The 16,625-nt window shown below is 61.6% G+C and carries 15 protein-coding genes; 1 reads left to right on the forward strand and 14 read right to left on the reverse strand.

Translation table 11 applies throughout. The annotated features are described in order from the left end of the window. Window positions 1-4 precede the first annotated feature (4 nt). The 14 genes from pdeM to AC1RAC_RS09050 form a co-directional block, all read right to left on the reverse strand. Window positions 5-655 carry a ligase-associated DNA damage response endonuclease PdeM gene (gene pdeM, locus AC1RAC_RS08985; RefSeq protein ID WP_197882200.1) on the reverse strand — a complete coding sequence of 217 codons (651 nt, stop codon included), beginning with the start codon at window positions 653-655 and terminating at the stop codon, window positions 5-7. Beyond that, window positions 655-3,135: a ligase-associated DNA damage response DEXH box helicase gene (locus AC1RAC_RS08990; protein WP_057975610.1), complete on the reverse strand. Its 2,481-nt coding sequence runs from the start codon at window positions 3,133-3,135 to the stop codon at window positions 655-657. The genes pdeM and AC1RAC_RS08990 overlap by 1 nt, the downstream gene beginning before the upstream one ends. Window positions 3,136-3,352: 217 nt before the next feature. Then, window positions 3,353-4,117 carry an ABC transporter ATP-binding protein gene (locus tag AC1RAC_RS08995; protein WP_034126849.1) on the reverse strand — a complete coding sequence of 255 codons (765 nt, stop codon included), beginning with the start codon at window positions 4,115-4,117 and terminating at the stop codon, window positions 3,353-3,355. A gap of 13 nt (window positions 4,118-4,130) precedes the next feature. Further along, the gene (locus tag AC1RAC_RS09000; RefSeq protein WP_492616504.1) at window positions 4,131-5,249 is read right to left on the reverse strand and encodes a succinylglutamate desuccinylase/aspartoacylase family protein; all 1,119 of its coding nucleotides are present in this window, start codon (window positions 5,247-5,249) and stop codon (window positions 4,131-4,133) included. A 9-nt stretch (window positions 5,250-5,258) separates the two neighbouring features. Beyond that, entirely contained in the window at window positions 5,259-5,969 is a 711-nt protein-coding gene (locus AC1RAC_RS09005) for an ABC transporter permease (protein WP_054917884.1), read from the reverse strand. After that, window positions 5,966-6,694 carry an ABC transporter permease gene (locus tag AC1RAC_RS09010; RefSeq protein ID WP_492616505.1) on the reverse strand — a complete coding sequence of 243 codons (729 nt, stop codon included), beginning with the start codon at window positions 6,692-6,694 and terminating at the stop codon, window positions 5,966-5,968. The genes AC1RAC_RS09005 and AC1RAC_RS09010 overlap by 4 nt, the downstream gene beginning before the upstream one ends. Before the next feature lie 57 nt (window positions 6,695-6,751). Continuing rightward, window positions 6,752-7,531, reverse strand: coding sequence for a transporter substrate-binding domain-containing protein (locus AC1RAC_RS09015; protein ID WP_014717255.1), 780 nt, complete (start codon window positions 7,529-7,531; stop codon window positions 6,752-6,754). A 310-nt stretch (window positions 7,532-7,841) separates the two neighbouring features. Further along, complete coding sequence (locus AC1RAC_RS09020) at window positions 7,842-9,476, reverse strand: ATP-dependent DNA ligase (RefSeq protein ID WP_054917886.1); 1,635 nt, start codon at window positions 9,474-9,476, stop codon at window positions 7,842-7,844. Continuing rightward, complete coding sequence (locus tag AC1RAC_RS09025; protein ID WP_054897985.1) at window positions 9,473-10,477, reverse strand: ligase-associated DNA damage response exonuclease; 1,005 nt, start codon at window positions 10,475-10,477, stop codon at window positions 9,473-9,475. Before AC1RAC_RS09025 ends, AC1RAC_RS09020 begins: the two co-directional genes overlap by 4 nt. 786 nt (window positions 10,478-11,263) lie before the next feature. Next, window positions 11,264-13,705 carry a penicillin acylase family protein gene (locus AC1RAC_RS09030; RefSeq protein ID WP_492616506.1) on the reverse strand — a complete coding sequence of 814 codons (2,442 nt, stop codon included), beginning with the start codon at window positions 13,703-13,705 and terminating at the stop codon, window positions 11,264-11,266. Window positions 13,706-13,944: 239 nt separating this feature from the next. Then, window positions 13,945-14,145, reverse strand: a complete 201-nt coding sequence (locus AC1RAC_RS09035; RefSeq protein ID WP_003189235.1) for an SEC-C metal-binding domain-containing protein — start codon at window positions 14,143-14,145, stop codon at window positions 13,945-13,947. Further along, entirely contained in the window at window positions 14,142-14,624 is a 483-nt protein-coding gene (locus AC1RAC_RS09040; RefSeq protein ID WP_054917893.1) for an LEA/WHy family protein, read from the reverse strand. The genes AC1RAC_RS09035 and AC1RAC_RS09040 overlap by 4 nt, the downstream gene beginning before the upstream one ends. Before the next feature lie 21 nt (window positions 14,625-14,645). After that, the gene (locus tag AC1RAC_RS09045; RefSeq protein WP_034125936.1) at window positions 14,646-15,116 is read right to left on the reverse strand and encodes a YchJ family protein; all 471 of its coding nucleotides are present in this window, start codon (window positions 15,114-15,116) and stop codon (window positions 14,646-14,648) included. Between the two features lie 4 nt (window positions 15,117-15,120). Next, entirely contained in the window at window positions 15,121-15,618 is a 498-nt protein-coding gene (locus tag AC1RAC_RS09050) for a DUF6231 family protein (RefSeq protein ID WP_034125937.1), read from the reverse strand. Window positions 15,619-15,797: 179 nt separating this feature from the next. Here AC1RAC_RS09050 and AC1RAC_RS09055 point away from each other — a divergent pair, with 179 nt between their 5' ends. Further along, window positions 15,798-16,556 (forward strand): hypothetical protein, encoded by a 759-nt coding sequence (locus AC1RAC_RS09055; protein ID WP_034125938.1) that lies wholly within the window; start codon window positions 15,798-15,800, stop codon window positions 16,554-16,556. The last annotated feature ends 69 nt before the right edge of the window (window positions 16,557-16,625 follow it).

Here is a 16,625-nt window from a genome sequence, read left to right on the forward strand (position 1 = left end):
TCGATCATTGAATCGGCCAGACGTGGTGATCGCCGATCACATAGATTCGGCGGTCTGGGGCCTGCTCCACGGCATAGCCCCCTGTAAACGCGCCAAAGGCTGGCAGCAGGCTTACCCGCCCGCCGACCTGGAAGCACGGCAGGCGTAGCCGTTGGCGCCCTTTACCGCGCAGGTGGTACACAGGATGCACATGCCCCGCCAGTACATGATGGCTGGCATGGGCGTCGGGCTCATGTTGCAAGGCGAAAGGGCCCATCAGCAGAGGCTCCGCGACCACGTCGATGCCCAAGTCCAGTGGTGGGTCGCCGGCACGTTTGTCGTGATTGCCGCGAATCAAGATCAAGGCCAGTGTGCGATTGCGCTCACGCCAGGCCCGGATTGCGTTCAGGGTGCCGCTGGCGTGAGATCCGGGGCCGTGCAGGAAATCCCCGAGAAAGATCAACTGTTCGCAGGGTAGGGCCGATAACAGCCTGTCCAGGCCTTCCAGGTTGGCCGTAGTCGTGCCCTGTGGCACCGGCTGCCCCAGGCTGCGATAGGCCGACGCCTTGCCAAAATGCGCGTCGGCGATCAGCAAACATTTACGCGCGGGCCAGTACACAGCTTTCTCCGGCAATAGCCATAGCTCTTCACCTTCCAGCGTCAGTGGGTAATGCATCAGCCTTGCCCTTTGTCGGCGACTTTTTCCAGGTCCTTGACCATCCGCGCGATGCGCTCCGAGAGTTTTTCCGAGCTCATGCTTTCGCGCATCCGTTCTACCAGCAGCGGAAAGGCCAGGGGCGTGGGCCGCTGGATCCTGTGCAGGTCCAGCTTCAGCGTCGACAGATGATTCAGCGTCTGTTCCAGCCGGCGAATATCCAGCTCGTCCCGCAGAACTTCTTCTCCTGCCTGGGCCAGCAGCAGATTTTGTGGGTCATATTGCTTGAACACTTCAAAGAACAAACCACTGGAAGCCTGCACCTGTCGCGTGCTTTTTGGCGCGCCGGGGTACCCGGCAAATACCAGCCCGGCGATTCGCGCAATCTCGCGAAAGCGGCGCAGGGCCAGTTCGCCGGCATTGAGGCTGGCAATTACGTCAGCCAGCAGGCCTTGGGGGCTCAGCAACCTTGTATTCAACAACTGGGGCCACTGCACCTCGGTGGCGCTCAACAGCTCCAGGCCATAATCATTCACCGCAATCGAAAAGGTCAGCGGCTGCTGCTGGCTGACCCGCCACGCCAGCAAACTGGCCAAGCCTAAGTGTACTTGGCGGCCAGCGAACGGATACAAAAACAAGTGCCAGCCCTCCCGCGACCGCAGGGTTTCAGCCAGCAAATGCTCGCGGGTCGGCAGCCCGGACCAGCGCAATTGGGTGTGCAGCAACGGTTGCACCGCCTTCATCTCTGGGCCGTCGAAGTGCCCATGCGCGGCGGTATCAAAACGCTCGACCACCGCCTGGGCCAGTTCGTTGGAAAGGGGCATGCGCCCGCCATTCCAGCGTGGCACGGCGGCTTTTTTCGCGTTGCTGCGGCGCACATAGGCGGTCATGTTTTCCACACGCACCAGTTCCAGCAAGCGCCCGGCGAACAGAAACCCATCCCCCGGCTTGAGCCTTGCAATAAAGCCTTCCTCGACACTGCCCAGGTTCTTGCCGCCGCCGCCCTTGCTCCAGAACTTGAGCTGGATACTGGCATCACTGACGATGGTGCCGACGCTCATGCGGTGGCGGCGTGCCAGGCGGGCATCCGGAACACGCCAGATGCCGTGCTCATCGGGCTCCACCCGGCGGTAATCCGGATAAGCGGTGAGTGACAGGCCACCATGGCGCACAAACCCCAGGGCCCAGGCCCAATCCGCTTCGGTGAGGTCGCGATAGGCCCAGGCGCCGCGCACTTCGTCCAACAGTGCCGCCGGAGTAAACCCGCCGCCCAAGGCCATGCTGACCAGGTGTTGTACCAGCACATCCAGCGGCTTGTAAGGTGATTCCCGCGCTTCGATGCGCCGTTGGGCGATCGCATCCTGGGCGGCTGCGGCTTCCACCAGCTCCAGGCTGTGGGTTGGCACCAACGTTACCCGTGAGGGCCGCCCTGGCGCGTGGCCGGAACGTCCGGCGCGTTGCATCAGCCGCGCGACACCCTTGGCGGAGCCTATTTGCAGCACCCGTTCCACCGGCAGGAAGTCCACGCCCAGGTCCAGGCTGGACGTGCACACCACCGCCTTGAGTTGCCCGTCTTTCAACGCTCGCTCCACCCAGTCCCGGGTCTCCCGCGATAGCGAGCCGTGGTGCAGTGCAATTAATCCGGCCCAGTCCGGTCGGGCGTCGAGAATCGCCTGATACCAGATTTCCGATTGGGCCCGGGTGTTGGTAAATACCAGGCAACTGCTGCTGGCCTCTACCTCGGCGACCACTTGCGGCAACATCTTCAAGCCGATATGCCCGGCCCAGGGAAAGCGCTCGGTGACGGGCGGCAGCAAGGTGTCGACTTTCAGTGCCTTGGCCGTTTGCCCCTGTACATTCATGCCGCCGCCCTGTGGAACCAGTACCTCCAAAGCGTGGGCCTGATTACCCAGCGTCGCGGAAATACCCCACACCATCAACTCAGGATGCCAGCGCCGCAAGCGTGCCAGTGCCAGTTGCAACTGCACGCCGCGCTTATTGCCGATCAGTTCGTGCCATTCATCCACGATGACCATGCGCAGGTGCGCGAGGCTGGTTTCACTGTCGGCACGGGCCAGCATCAGGGTCAGGCTTTCCGGAGTGGTGACCAGAGCGGTGGGTTGGCGACGGGTCTGGCGCGCGCGTTCGCTGCTGCTGGTGTCACCGGTGCGCAGGCCCACGCTCCAGGGAATCTGCAAGGCCTCCAGCGGGGCTTGCAGGGATCGTGCGGAGTCGGCGGCCAGGGCGCGCATTGGCGTGATCCACAGCACGGTCAGCGGCTCGGCAGGCGGTTTGCGTTTGCCTGTGGCGGGCGGGCGGGTGATGGCGAAACGGTTGAGTGCGGCAAACCACAAGGCATAGGTTTTACCCGCCCCGGTGCTGGCATGCAGTAACCCCGACTGGCCGGCCTTGACCGCGGCCCATACCTCTTTCTGAAAGGCGAATGGCTTCCAGCCTTGGGTGGCAAACCATTGCTTGGCGAAATCGTGGGTTTTTGCCATGCGGCAGCGGACGCTCTGGAGGGGTTAGTTCAAAGACCCCGTAGGCAGCGCCGACGTTCAACTGCCTAATGCCATTCAGTCAAGCAGAAGCGCTGCCCTGTGGCGAGGGAGCATGCTCCCGCTGGACTGCGTAGCAGTCCCAGTCTTTTTGAGCAAAGAGCGGGGGCCGCTTCGCGCCCCAGCGGGAGCAAGCTCCCTCGCCACAGCAAGCTCGCGCCTACTTCAAGTTGCCGCTCAAAAATTGTTGCAGGCGCTCGCTTTTCGGATTGCCCAGCACATCCTCCGGCAAGCCCTGCTCCTCCACCAGACCCTGGTGCAGGAACAGCACCTGGCTTGAAACCTTGCGCGCAAAGCTCATCTCGTGGGTCACCATGATCATGGTGCGGCCTTCCTCGGCCAGGCCCTGGATCACCTTCAAAACTTCGCCCACCAACTCCGGGTCCAGCGCCGACGTGGGTTCATCGAACAGCATCACCTCCGGCTCCATGGCCAGGGCGCGGGCGATGGCGACACGCTGCTGCTGGCCGCCGGAGAGGAACGCCGGGTATTGATCAGCCACGCGCGCCGGCAGCCCGACTTTGTCCAGGTAGCGGCGGGCACGGTCTTCGGCGTCCTTTTTACTGCAACCCAGCACGCGGCGCGGGGCCATGGTGATGTTTTCCAGCACGCTCATGTGGCTCCACAAGTTGAAGTGCTGGAACACCATCGCCAGCCGCGTGCGCAAGCGTTGCAACTCGGCGTCGTCGGCTACGCGCATGCCATGGCGGTCGCTGACCATGCGAATCGCCTGGCCGTCCAGGGTCATGGCGCCATCGTTGGGGGTTTCCAAAAAGTTGATACAGCGCAGGAAGGTACTCTTGCCTGAGCCACTGGCGCCGATCAGGCTGATCACATCACCGGTCTTGGCCTTGAGCGACACACCTTTGAGCACTTGATTGTCGCCATAGCTTTTGTGCAGGCCTTCAACGGTCAGTTTGTACATGTGGCATGCATCCTCAAGGCGAAAGTAGATAACCGCTGCGGTAGGCCTGTGTGCCGGCGACATGGCAGGTCACCATGCCGGCCGTGGCCATGCGGCGTAGCGAACGGGCGTAAAGCAGCCCGGCGTGCTGGCAGTGCACAGGCGTCACGCGGTCTGTAATGGGATCGATGATTTCAGCGACCAATTGCCCCGCCTCCAGGTATTCCCCCGGCAGGGCGCTGAACACGAGCAAGCCACCCACTGCAGTGGTCACTGGCTCCACCGCCGCCAACGGCGTAGCCGGGTAGGCCAGGGCAGGCAAGGGGGCTGCATTGCCGCGAATGGCGCCGAAGTGGATCAAATAATCAATGATGGCCTGGCAGTCCAGCGCGGCGAGGCCGTGGTTGACATCGCCCTGGCCACGCAGCTCGACGGTCACCGACAAGCTGCCCATGGGGATCGGGTAGCGTTCGCCGAAGCGTTGCTGCAACTGCCACCACACCAGGGTGAAACACTCGTCAAAAGACTGCCCACCGGAATCGGTGGCCAACAAGTTGGCCTCCGAGCCCAGGTAGCGCGCCAACGGTTCTACCTGTGGCCAGGCTTCGGGCGTGGTGTACAGGTGCGCCACGGCTTCGAAGTCGCAATGCAGGTCCAGCACCACGTCGGCATCACAGGCCAGGCGTTGCAGCACCAGGCGTTGGGAGTGCAACTGGGTCTGGGCGGTGTGCGCGGCCAGGGCGCGGGACAGTGCGCTGCGGATCAATTGGGCATTGCGCTGGGGATCATCGCCCAGCAGGTCTTCGACCTGGTTACCCACGTCTTCGCTGAGGTCGACGAACAGGCGATTGAAGTTCTGCCCGCTTTCCAGTTCGTAGCGGCCCAAGGGGATATCCATCAATACCTGTTCCAGGCCCACCGGGTTGGCGACGGGCACCAGCACGATTTCGCTGCGCAAGCGCCCGGTCGCTTCAAGTTCTGCCAGGCGCGCCTTTAAATGCCAGGCCACCAGCATGCCTGGCAATTCATCGGCATGCAGGGAGGACTGGATGTACACCTTGCCTTCGGGCTGCTGCGGGCCGAAGTGAAAACTGTGGATCTGCCGCGCCGTGCCGGGCACCGGTGCGATCAGGTCATGTAGCTGATGGTGCATGCAAGCTCCTTAGTGACTCGGCCCGAGAAAGGCCAGCCAACGACGTTCCGCCAGGCGAAACAGGCCGACCAGGGCAAAGGTCACCGTCAGGTAGATCAGTGCGGCAATGCCAAATGACTGGAAGGTCATGAAGGTGGCAGAGTTGGCATCCCGCGCCACTTTGAGGATGTCCGGGATCGTCGCGGTAAAGGCCACGGTGGTCGAATGCAGCATCAGGATCACTTCGTTGCTGTAGTAGGGCAACGAGCGTCGCAACGCGGAAGGCATGATCACGTAGGCGTACAGCTTCCAGCCACTGAGGCCGTAAGCCTTGGCCGCCTCGACTTCGCCGTGGGCCATGCTGCGGATTGCCCCGGCGAAAATCTCCGTGGTGTAGGCGCAAGTGTTGAGGGCGAAGGCGAGCAGGGTGCAGTTCATCGCGTCGCGAAAGAACGCATCCAGCACCGGTTGTGCTCGTACGGCGGCAAGGCTGTAGATGCCGGTGTAGCAGATCAGCAATTGGATATAGAGCGGAGTGCCACGAAACAGGTAGGTGTAGAACTGCACGGGCCAACGCACCATGCGCTTGCGCGAAACGCGGGCGATGGACAGTGGAATCGACACCAGAAAACCGATGACCAATGAGGCGCTGAGCAGCCACAAGGTCATGGCCAGGCCGGTGATGTGCTGGCCGTCGCTGTAAAGAAAAGGGCGCCAGTATTCCTGCAATAGCTCAATCATCGCACTGCCTCCCGGGCGCCTGCGGAGTAGCGACGTTCAAGTCGGCGCAAGACAAAGTTGGAGGCGCTGGTGATCAACAGGTAGATCAGCGCCGCCAGCACCAGGAAATAAAACAGTTGATAGGTGCTCTTGCCAGCGTCCTGGGCGGCTTTTACCAAGTCTGCGAGGCCGATGATCGACACCAGTGCGGTGGCCTTGAGCATCACCATCCAGTTATTGCCGATGCCCGGCAGCGCAAAGCGCATCATCTGCGGGAAGGTCACGTAGCGAAACCGCTGCCCGCGCTTGAGCCCGTAAGCGGTGGCGGCTTCGAGTTGGCCGCGGGGCACGGCGAGGATCGCACCGCGAAAGGTTTCGGTGAAATACGCACCGTAGATAAAGCCCAGGGTGATCACCCCGGCGCTGAACGGGTCGATCTCGATGTATTCCCATTCCATAAAGTCGGTAAAGCCACTGAGCCAGGTTTGCAGGCTGTAGAAAATCAACAGCATCAGCACCAGGTCCGGCACACCGCGAATCAGAGTGGTATAGAGCTGGGCGGGGATACGCACAATGGCCAGGCTGGACAGTTTGGCGCTGGCGCCGAGCAGGCCCAGCAATACGCTGACGGCCAGGGACAGCACCGACAACTTGATGGTCATCCAGGTGCCTTGCAGCAACAGCGGGCCGAAACCCTTCACGCTGAATGCGCTCAGCCCGAGGGTTTGCAACAGATCTTCGAACATAAATCAGGACCTATGGCGATAAAAAAGCGCCCCACCCGAAGCAGGGCGCCCCAGGCATTATTTGCCGCTGTACAGGTTCAGATCGCCAAAGTGTTTCTTCTGGATAGTGGCGTAGGTGCCATCATCGTGTAACGCTTTGATACCTTTATCCAAAAGCGCCTTGAGTTCAGTGTTACCTTTTTTGATACCGATAGCGGTTTTCGACGGCAGCAGTGGGTCGTCGATAGCTGCGCTCACTTCATAGCCAGCACCGGCTGGCGACTTGAGAAAGCCCAGTTCGGCTTGGAGCATGTCCTGCACGGAAGCGTCAAGGCGCCCGGAGGTCAGGTCGGCGTACACCTGGTCCTGGTTGGCGTAAGCCTTGGTGGTCACCCCGGCTTTATCCAGTACGGCCTTGGCGTAGGCTTCCTGGATGGTGCCTTGCTCGTAACCCACGGATTTGCCCTTGAGAGATTCTGGCGTCGAATAGCCAGCGCCTTTCTTGAACACCAGCGAAGTCGGGCCGGAGAACAGCTCAGAGGAGAAGTCGATGGCCTTCTCGCGCACTGGGGTCACGGTCATCGACGAGATCACGCCATCGAATTTATTGGCTTTCAGGCCCGGGATCATGCCGTCGAAGTCACTTTCGACCCACTTGCACTTGACCTTCAGCTCCGCGCAGATCGCATTGCCCAGGTCGATATCGAAGCCCACCAGGCTGCCGTCGGCGGCCTTGGATTCGAACGGTGCGTAGGAAGGGTCGACACCAAAACGCAGTTCCTTGTATTCCTTGGCTGTAGCAACACCAGCAGCCATGCACAGAGCCAGTGCAGAAAGGGTCAGCAATGCTTTTTTCATTATGTAATCCCTGGAAACCAAGATAAGCGCTTGTGGCGCGATTAGGACTGTTACTGAACGGTGTCAGACCCATCACAAGTAGCAATTTCTGCACCATAGTTCCGGATGGGCTTTTTAAACGATGGGATAAGGCAGTTCCAAGTGTAGGCGGCGCCCAAAAATGGGCGTCAGCAAATGAGCGCACTATTTCGGGTCAAAGGTAGACCAGGCATGTGGGAGCGGGCTTGCTCGCGAATGCGTTGTGTCAGTCACTGAATAGTTGGTTAAACCACCGCATTCGCGAGCAAGCCCGCTCCCACAGGGTGCTATGTCAAGTCAGCAAGTCTTGTAGCGTGGCCAGGTTGTCCGCTTCATCCACCGCCTTGTCCTGGCGCCAGCGCAGCATCCGCGGAAACCGCACCGCAATCCCGCTCTTGTGCCGCTTGGACAGGGCAATCCCTTCAAAACCCAACTCAAACACCATGCTGGGCGTCACGCTGCTGACCGGGCCGAACTTCTCCACCGTGGTTTTGCGCACAATGGCGTCGACCTTGCGCATTTCCTCGTCGGTCAGCCCGGAATACGCCTTGGCGAACGGCACCAGTGTGCGCTCGCTTCCCGGTGGGCCGTCCCATACCGCGAAGGTGTAGTCGCTGTAGAGGCTGGCGCGCCGGCCATGGCCGCGCTGGGCGTAGATCAACACGGCGTCGACGCTGAAGGGGTCGACCTTCCATTTCCACCACAGGCCCATGTCCTTGGTGCGGCCCACGCCGTAGAGGCCGTTGCGATCCTTGAGCATCATGCCTTCCACGCCCAGGCTGCGAGAGGCTTCGCGCTGCTCGGCCAAGGCTGCCCAGGTTTTGCCTTCCAGCAAGGGCGAAGGCAATAACACCGGTTGGTTGCACGTAGCGATCACCTGTTCCAATTGGGTGCGACGTTCGGCCTGGATGTGGTTGCGCCAGTCGTCGCCCTGATACTCCAGCAAGTCGTAGGCGAGCACCGCCACTGGCGCATCCTCAAGGACTTTTTTACTCAGGGTCTTGCGGCCAATGCGCTGTTGCAGCAGCGCGAAGGGTTGCACCGAGTCTTTCCACACCACGATTTCGCCATCGATCACCGTACCGTCGGGCAGGCCACTGACCAGGCTGTGGAGTTCAGGGAAGCGTTCAGTCAGCAACTCTTCACCGCGAGACCAGACCCACAGGCGTCCCTCGCGCTTGACCAGTTGTGCGCGAATGCCATCAAACTTCCATTCCACCTGCCAATCGGCGGGTGAACCGAGCAGCGTGTCGAATTGCTCCACCGGTTGCGCCAGCCCGTGAGCCAGAAAAAACGGATAGGGTTGCCCGCCACGTTGCGCGTGTTCGTCGGACGATTCGGCGGCAATCAGCTTTAGATAGCCCTCGGCTGTGGGACGGTTCGACAAATCGGTGTAACCCACTAGCCGCTGCGCCACGCGTTTGCTGTCGAGATCGGCCATGGCGGCGAGGGCGCGGGTCACCAGCAGTTTGGATACCCCGACCCGGAAGCTGCCGGTGATCAATTTGATGCACACCATCAGGCTCGGTTGGTCCAGTTGCGCCCACAGCGCCGGCAGCCGGTCTGCAAGGTCCAAGGGTGGCAGACCGCGCAGGGGCAGCAGTTTTTCTTCCAGCCACACGGCCAGGCCGTCTTCGGATGTGTAGGTGGATTCTGGCAGGAGCAGTGAGATGGTCTCGGCCAGGTCACCTACGGACTGGTAGCTCTCTTCGAACAGCCAGGGTTCGATACCGGCCGCTTCGGTGGCCATGTCCCGTAGCAGGCGCGTCGGCACCAGCTGTCGTGGCCTCCCGCCGCTAAGAAAGTAAACGGCCCAAGCGGCATCTGCTGGCGGCGCCTGCAGAAAGTAGGCCTGCAGGGCGGCGAGCTTGGCATTGCTGGAAGTGGTGGCGTCGAGGTTGGCGTACAGCTCAGCGAAGGCTTTCATGCCGTGGCCTCTTCTTCGTCATCACCGTATTCGGTGCTGAAGCCTTGGGCATCCAAGCCCTTTTCCCGCAGGTGGCGTACCAACACACCGACCGAACCATGGGTGACCATCACCCGTTGCGCGCCGGTTTGTTCGATGGCCCATAACAGGCCCGGCCAGTCGGCGTGGTCCGAGAGCACGAAGCCACGGTCCACGCCGCGCCGCCGTCTGGTACCGCGCAGGCGCATCCAGCCGCTGGCGAAGGCGTCGCTGTAGTCGCCAAAGCGGCGCATCCAGGTACTGCCTCCAGCGGAGGGCGGGGCGATGATCAGGGCTTGGCGCAGCAGTGGGTCGGTCTTTTTGAAGTCGCCGGCATACAGGGTCTCGGGGATGTAGATGCCCGCTTCGCGGTACACCCGGTTCAACGGCTCGACCGCGCCGTGGCTGAGGATCGGGCCGATGCTGGCGTCCAGCCCATGGAGGATGCGTTGGGCCTTGCCGAAGGAGTAGCAGAACAACACGCTGGCTTTGCCGCTGGCGATATTGGCCTGCCACCAGTCATTGATCCCGGCAAAAATCTGCGCCTGGGGCTGCCAGCGGTAAATCGGCAGGCCGAAGGTGGATTCGGTGATAAAGGTGTGGCAACGCACCGGTTCGAAGGGCGCGCAGGTACCATCGGGTTCGACCTTGTAGTCGCCGGACGCCACCCAGACCTCGCCCTGGTATTCCAGGCGTACCTGGGCCGAGCCCAGTACATGCCCGGCGGGATGGAAACTCAAGGTCACGCCGTGATGCACCAACCGTTCACCGTAGGCCAGGGTTTGCAGGTTGATGTCCTGGCCCAGGCGCCAGCGCAGGATACCTTCGCCGGGGGCGGCGGCCAGGTAGTGTTGATTGCCGGTGCGGGCGTGGTCGCCGTGGGCGTGGGTGATGACCGCACGTTCCACTGGACGCCAGGGGTCGATATAAAAATCACCGGCAGGGCAGTAGAGGCCTTCGGGGCGGGCGATGACAAGGTCCATGGGGTTGCCGGGGCGGTGGGCTTGTTAGTTATGAGGCGGGGCTGGGTGCAGAAGTTCTATCTGAATGCAGGTGGTACAAAGGTGGGAGTTGGCTTGCCTGCGATGACGGTCTGAAAGCCGACACCTATCTACCTGACACCCGACGATCCAACTGTGGGAGCTGGCTTGCCTGCGATGGCGGCCTGACAGCCGAAGCTGTTATCTGTGTACATATCCATTTCTGCGGTAACGGCCACTTAGGGTTCCGCTTTTACAGCGGGTCACTTTTGGAAAAGAGCCCGGAATGCCGGCCCAGCCAAAAGTAACCAAAAAGGCTCTTGCCCCACCACTCGGCACCTCGCTTAGGCTCGGTGTGCCCGTAATTCGCCAGTGATTTGGGGGGGCGCCGCCACGCGCCATCCATGGCGCGGGGCGGCTAAACCGGCATCCCTGCCGGTTTACCCCCCAAATCACTGTCGAATTCCGGCCAGCGTGGTTTGACGGGGCGCCTAAGATCAAGATCAAAAGCAGATCAAGAGCAAGATCAAGAGCGGCTCGCTTCGCATCGTGGTTACCGTCGGCTGCTATCGCAGGCAAGCCACAATGCCAGTCAGTCAAGCGGTCATCGCCGACTGTAGGAGCGAGCTTGCTCGCGAAAATCGTCAACGATAACGCGTGCTTGCTGAATGAAAGCGGCGCCTGTGAGTTTTTCGCGAGCAAGCTCGCTCCTACAAAAAGCCCTTAACTGACTGGCATTGAGGCAAGCCAGCTCCCACAGCGTTATCCAGTTTCGTCAGGGAAGCCCGGTTACTTACCAGGCGTCAGGGTCAACCTTGTCTTGCCGTACACCTTTTCAAAGTTCTGCGGCTGCATCGGAAAGCTCAGGTATTGCGCCTTCAGCGACGGGTCGATGCCATTGGCATAGTTCGGGCTGGCCGGGTTGCCGGATTGGCCGATGCCGCCCTGGCCCATCATCGGTTCCACTTGGCCGAAGTCGATGATCATGCGCAGCGCCGACACCTGGGTCGCGTTGAAATCCTGGCCCCAGCTATACGGCGCCGGGTTCAAGGTGTTGTGGTCGCCACCGCTGGCAAAGGGGCCGCGGATGACCTGGCCGCTGCTGTTTTTCCAGGTGGTGCTGTGCAACTTGCCCCACTGCCAGGCCTTGTGGTCGGCGCCCAGTTGGCTGTCGCCAGTAGTGATGGCGGCGGCCAGGGTGCGAGCCAGGATCGCGGGTTTGTCTTCTATTTGCGGTGTACGCGTGTCATCCCAGAATGGGCTGTCTTCACGGCCCAGCAGGTGGTCGGCGATGGCCGAGTAGGACAGGCTGGCGTTGCTGACGAAGGCTTTCCAACTGGCGCTGTTTTCCGGGCCGAGTTTGTCGAGGAAGATCTGCCGGGCGCTTTCCTGCAGGAACAGTTCGTAGATTGCCGCGTCAGCCGAGGTGGTTGCCAGCCGACCATCGAAAGTCATCAGGCGCTCCAGTGCTTCGCGGGCCTTGGCACGTTCCGCTGTCGGCAGGGCCTCGATGGCCTGCTTGAGCGGCTGGGCCATGCCGGGTGCCTGGAACATGTTCTTGAGCTTGGCGGCGAAGAGGGTGGTCTGGTCGTATTGCATGGCGATCAGGCTGCGGCTGTCATGCTTGCCGGCGTTGGCCAGTTGCGCCAGGCGCTCGCTGCGCTCCGGTGCATCCCAGGCGTTGGACAGTTGCATGCCGTAGCCACGCGGCGCGGTACGCTGGTTGGCGGTGCCGATCCAGCCTTGGGCCGGGTCCTGGTCGTACGGGTGCAACATCGCGTCGGCGTAGCCGTCCCAGTCAAAGCGCGTGTCCCAGCCCGGCGATGGCAACAGGCCTTCGCCTTCGCGGCGGTTGGGGAAACGGCCGGTGACCTGCCAGCCGATGTTGCTGGCGTCGGCGAAGATCATGTTCAGGCCGATGGCGCGAATCTCGCGGGTAGCATCCGAGGCCTTGCCGGCGTTTTGTGCGCGGGACAGGTCGAAGAACGCATCCAGGCTCTTGTCGTCCTTGAAGTCGGCGGTTTGCAAGGCCAGGCCAAGACCGCTGGTGAGCGCCTGGCTGCTGTTGAGCAGAGCGCCGTGGCGGGTTTCGTACACCACTTCGCGAATCGAGCGCTGGCCCTTGATGAAGAAGGTTTCGTTGCGCACGCCGGCCGGCAGCCATTTGCCGTTGTTCTCGTAGTACAGCGCACTGCCCTGGCGTTTGACCTTCTCCAGGAACAGGTCCTGGGTGTCGCCCTTGACCGCGCTCATGCTCCACGCCACTTTGCCGTTGAAACCCGCCAGCAGGGTCGGCAGGCCGGCAATCGAAGCACCGACGGCCTGGTATTTGGGCGCACGAATCTGCACGTAGTTCCACGGCGACGGTGCTTGTGGCTGAGCGGCGATATCGTTGGCCAACAGGCTTTTGCCGCTGCGGCTGCGTTGTGGGCCAATGGCCCAGTTGCTTGAGGTGGTGACGCCCAGGGCATTGAGGTCGCGCAATTGCTGGCCCACCGTCTCCAGCCCGGCGAGGCCGGTGATCTGGTTCAGGTTGACGCCTTTGAGCTTGTCGGCTTCGGCCAGCGGGACGGGTTCGTCCGGTGCGCTTGGGGTGAGCCAGGCCAGTTTATCGACGCCGACCTTCTGCGCCAGCACCAGGGACGAAAGCTCCTCCTGCAGATTGCTCGACTGGCTGAAGTTGAGCAGGCAGAACAGCAGCGCCGAATCTTCCGGCTTCCAGTACTCGGGCTTGTAGCCGCTCTGGGCCAGGTCCGTCGGCAAGTTGTCGCGATAACGGAACAGGTAGGCGTTGACGCCTCGGGCATACACTTCAAAGAAGCGTTTGAGGCGCGGCGATGAGGCGTTGTACAACTCGCCAGCGCTTTTCTTGAGGTTGACCGCCCGCATAAAACGGTCGACGTCCAGCACTTGCGGCCCCGACATTTCCGCCAGACGGCCCTGGGCTAGCAGGCGCAGGGTGACCATCTGGGTGATGCGGTCGCTGGCGTGCACGTAACCGAGGCTGAACAGAGCGTCGTGGAAGGTGTTGCTTTCGATCAGCGGCATGCCTTGGGCATTGCGGCGCACCGACACATTCTGTGCCAGGCCCTTGATTGGCTGCACGCCGGCAACGGGCGGCAGGGTGTCCTGGGTGTTCTGGAGCTGGCAACCGGCCAGGCCCAAGGCACTGACCACTGCCGCGGCAACGCCGAACCGGGGAAGAAAATGTAAGAGGGCTGGCGAGGCCATGGCAAAGCTCCTGCGGGGGGTAGCGTCAGTAAAGGCGCTACGTTAGTGAGCGCGGCGAAACGACGCAAGCGGGAGTTTTGGCAATTGCGTGAGAACTTGAAACAGCCACCAATCGAGGTGGCTTAAGGTTTTGTAGGAGCGAGCTTGCTCGCGAGAAACCCATAGGCGCCGCGTTTACTCAGAAAACGCGCGCTATCGTTGACGTTTTTCGCGAGCAAGCTCGCTCCTACCCGTGCGGTTTAAGCACCGTGGCACTTCTTGAATTTCTTCTCGCTGCCGCACGGGCAAGGATCGTTGCGACCGACGTCCTTCAACGCATTGCGCACCGGCTCTTGATGAGCGTGGCCGCAGTTCGGGCCGTGGACATGGCCGTGGTCGTGATCATGATGATCATGATCGTGGTTGCAGTCAGGACCATGGACATGGGGTTGCTGTGTCATCGATGTTGCTCCGGAATAAAATCGCCGGGGATTATCTCGCCATTGTGTGCCACCTGCACGTCATTACCGATGAATAATCCGGTTTTCAGTTCGCCCTCTAAACGATAAGGCACGGGCCGCTCGGGATTTTTCAGCATCTGCACTACCTCACGCACCTGTGGCCAGAGGTTGGTGCGCACCGAGACCTTGAAGAATTTATGACCGCGTGGCGGTACGGTCAGCCACTCGTTGGACTCGCCTTCGGTCAACACCAGATTGCCCAGGCTGACCTTGTAGACCAGGCCGCGCACGGTCAGGTCGGCGTCGTCGCGGTTGTCCACGCGAAAGTACAGCTTGAATTTCTGTTCCAGCAGCTTGGCCCGCACCACTTCGACCTTGACCAGGGAAACGTGGGGGGGCGGCGCGTCGTCTTCGAACCAGGACGCGCAGCCGGTCAGGCCCAGGGTCAACGCCAGCATCAAACTATACATCCGAAGCATGGCGCTATCCCCGTCGAGTGATTAGAAGTAGCTGGAACAGCACTTCTTGAATTTCTGCCCGCTGCCACACAAACAGGCATCGTTACGTCCGGCCTTCACTTCTACCGTAGGATCGATGAAGTACCAGCGCCCTTCATTCTGTACGAAAGAAGACTGCTCGCGGTGACTATGTTCACCGGCAGCGTCATGCCAGCGCGCGGTAAAGGTGACAAAGGCGTGCTCAGGCTGGCCGCCGAATACCTCGGAGCTTTCCACCTCCAGGCCCAGCCAGGTGCTCTGTGCACTCCAGGCGGCAATGGCGTCGCGGTCCAGGCCGGCCTGTTGCGCAGGCAGCGTAGTGGCGACCAGGTAATCGACCAGGCCCAGCACATAGGCGCTGTAGCGCGAGCGCATCAACGCGCTGGCGCAGGGGGCCGGGTGGCCGGCGTGATAATGGCCGCAGCAGGCATCCAGCAGATTGCCGCTGCCGCACGGGCAAATGGATGTACTCATCGGGTTACCACCAATACTTTCCGAAGTTTTCCGGGTTGGCCCAGAAGCGGGCGTTGAGCCAGTCCGGCACCTGTTTATAGTCAAGCAGATCATAGGTAAACAGCGTCAGCACCTGATCATCGCGTTGGAAGCGTTCGCCGGCTTGCAGGGCCAGGGAGAAAAAGTCGGTGTCCTTCCAGTCGCAGGCACCCAGGTCGACCAGCACGGCAATGCGGCTGGCGTTGAGGTTACGGATGCCTCCGAGCAGGGTCAGGCCCTGGGGTTTGGACAGGTGCTCCAGGCAGTCGACCACCAGCGCGAGGTCAAAGCGCTGCACCGCGAGGTCTTCCGGCAACGGCCCTGGCGCGGCATAGAACACCTCGGTATCCGCGTGCGCAGCCCGGAAGGCATCCAGCGCCGGAAATTGGCTGGCGCCCACTAACAACAGGCGTTTTGGCCTGTGAAGGTCCAGCAGGGCCGCCAAGGCTTGTTGGGGCGTACGGGCAGAAATTCCAGCGGTCATTGCAGATCCTCGCATCAAGACCGTAGAGACTAGCGCGGCTGGGCGCGTGGGCCTAGAGCGCGGCGGTCGATACCCACCGAGGTGGAATTGAAGTTTTTTGATCCTTCACTGGCAAATCGCCGGTAGAAGTCGTTACTGTGCGCTCAAAGAAAAATTTGAAAACACTCAGGAGCCCCATGATGCGTAAGGTTTTTCTGCTGGCCCTGTTGGTCAGCCCCGTTGCCCTGGCCCAGAGCGTCAGTGTCGAAACCAATTCGTTGATGCGCCTGCCCAGCAGCACCAGCGTGTTGCAGCTCGAGCGCCTGGACGTGGCGGACTACGGCACCTTGCTGATTCCGGCCACCATCAGCCAGGTCACGGTGGATGAGCTGCACTTGGGGCGCGACGCACGCATCACCATTGTGCCCGGCAATACCGCCTTGCAAATGCAAGTGCGCGAGGCGCAGCTGGAGCACGGTAGCCAGATCACTTCACGGGGCGCCCCCGGCACCCACGAAAAACCCGCCAAGGCTGGGCGTGATCTGACCTTGCGCATTAACTCGCTGACTGCCGAAGCGCTGTCGGTGGATGCCCGTGGTGGCGCTGGAGCCCAAGGATATGCGGGCCTGGACGGTGCCAACGGCGTGGACCCGGGTTGCACCTGGGGTTCAGCCGGGCGCGGCTTTAATGGCGATAACGGCGGCGATGGCCGGCCAGGGGCAGCGGGCGCCCAGGTACGCCTGGAGTTGCCACAGGAATTCCCGGCTGAACAGATCAAGGTCTGGGTCGATGGCGGGGCTGGAGGCCTGGCGGGTGTTGCAGGTAAACCCGGCAAGGGCGGGCAGTCCAAGGGCTGCCTGGTGTACCGCGCGGACGGCGGCGAAAAGGGCCGACCAGGGTTGGAGGGGCAACCGGGGCCGGCTGGGCCTGCGGGGTCTGTGACTATCCAGCGGCTGTAGGAGCGAGCTTGCTCGCGAAAAACGTCAACGATAACGCGTGCTTCCTGAATAAACGCGGCGTCTGTGAGT

The organism is Pseudomonas sp. GW823-FHT02F05 (assembly GCF_058797315.1).

Excerpts from the sequence above, each read along its gene's own strand:
- AC1RAC_RS09030 (WP_492616506.1), bottom strand. The coding sequence starts at position 13,705 with ATGGCCTCGCCAGCCCTCTTACATTTTCTTCCCCGGTTCGGCGTTGCC.
- AC1RAC_RS09045 (WP_034125936.1), bottom strand. The coding sequence starts at position 15,116 with ATGAGTACATCCATTTGCCCGTGCGGCAGCGGCAATCTGCTGGATGCC.
- AC1RAC_RS09005 (WP_054917884.1), bottom strand. The coding sequence starts at position 5,969 with ATGATTGAGCTATTGCAGGAATACTGGCGCCCTTTTCTTTACAGCGAC.
- AC1RAC_RS09015 (WP_014717255.1), bottom strand. The coding sequence starts at position 7,531 with ATGAAAAAAGCATTGCTGACCCTTTCTGCACTGGCTCTGTGCATGGCT.
- AC1RAC_RS09035 (WP_003189235.1), bottom strand. The coding sequence starts at position 14,145 with ATGACACAGCAACCCCATGTCCATGGTCCTGACTGCAACCACGATCAT.
- AC1RAC_RS09050 (WP_034125937.1), bottom strand. The coding sequence starts at position 15,618 with ATGACCGCTGGAATTTCTGCCCGTACGCCCCAACAAGCCTTGGCGGCC.
- AC1RAC_RS08995 (WP_034126849.1), bottom strand. The coding sequence starts at position 4,117 with ATGTACAAACTGACCGTTGAAGGCCTGCACAAAAGCTATGGCGACAAT.
- AC1RAC_RS09025 (WP_054897985.1), bottom strand. The coding sequence starts at position 10,477 with ATGGACCTTGTCATCGCCCGCCCCGAAGGCCTCTACTGCCCTGCCGGT.
- AC1RAC_RS09055 (WP_034125938.1), top strand. The coding sequence starts at position 15,798 with ATGCGTAAGGTTTTTCTGCTGGCCCTGTTGGTCAGCCCCGTTGCCCTG.
- AC1RAC_RS09000 (WP_492616504.1), bottom strand. The coding sequence starts at position 5,249 with ATGCACCATCAGCTACATGACCTGATCGCACCGGTGCCCGGCACGGCG.
- AC1RAC_RS09040 (WP_054917893.1), bottom strand. The coding sequence starts at position 14,624 with ATGCTTCGGATGTATAGTTTGATGCTGGCGTTGACCCTGGGCCTGACC.
- pdeM (WP_197882200.1), bottom strand. The coding sequence starts at position 655 with ATGCATTACCCACTGACGCTGGAAGGTGAAGAGCTATGGCTATTGCCG.
- AC1RAC_RS09010 (WP_492616505.1), bottom strand. The coding sequence starts at position 6,694 with ATGTTCGAAGATCTGTTGCAAACCCTCGGGCTGAGCGCATTCAGCGTG.
- AC1RAC_RS09020 (WP_054917886.1), bottom strand. The coding sequence starts at position 9,476 with ATGAAAGCCTTCGCTGAGCTGTACGCCAACCTCGACGCCACCACTTCC.
- AC1RAC_RS08990 (WP_057975610.1), bottom strand. The coding sequence starts at position 3,135 with ATGGCAAAAACCCACGATTTCGCCAAGCAATGGTTTGCCACCCAAGGC.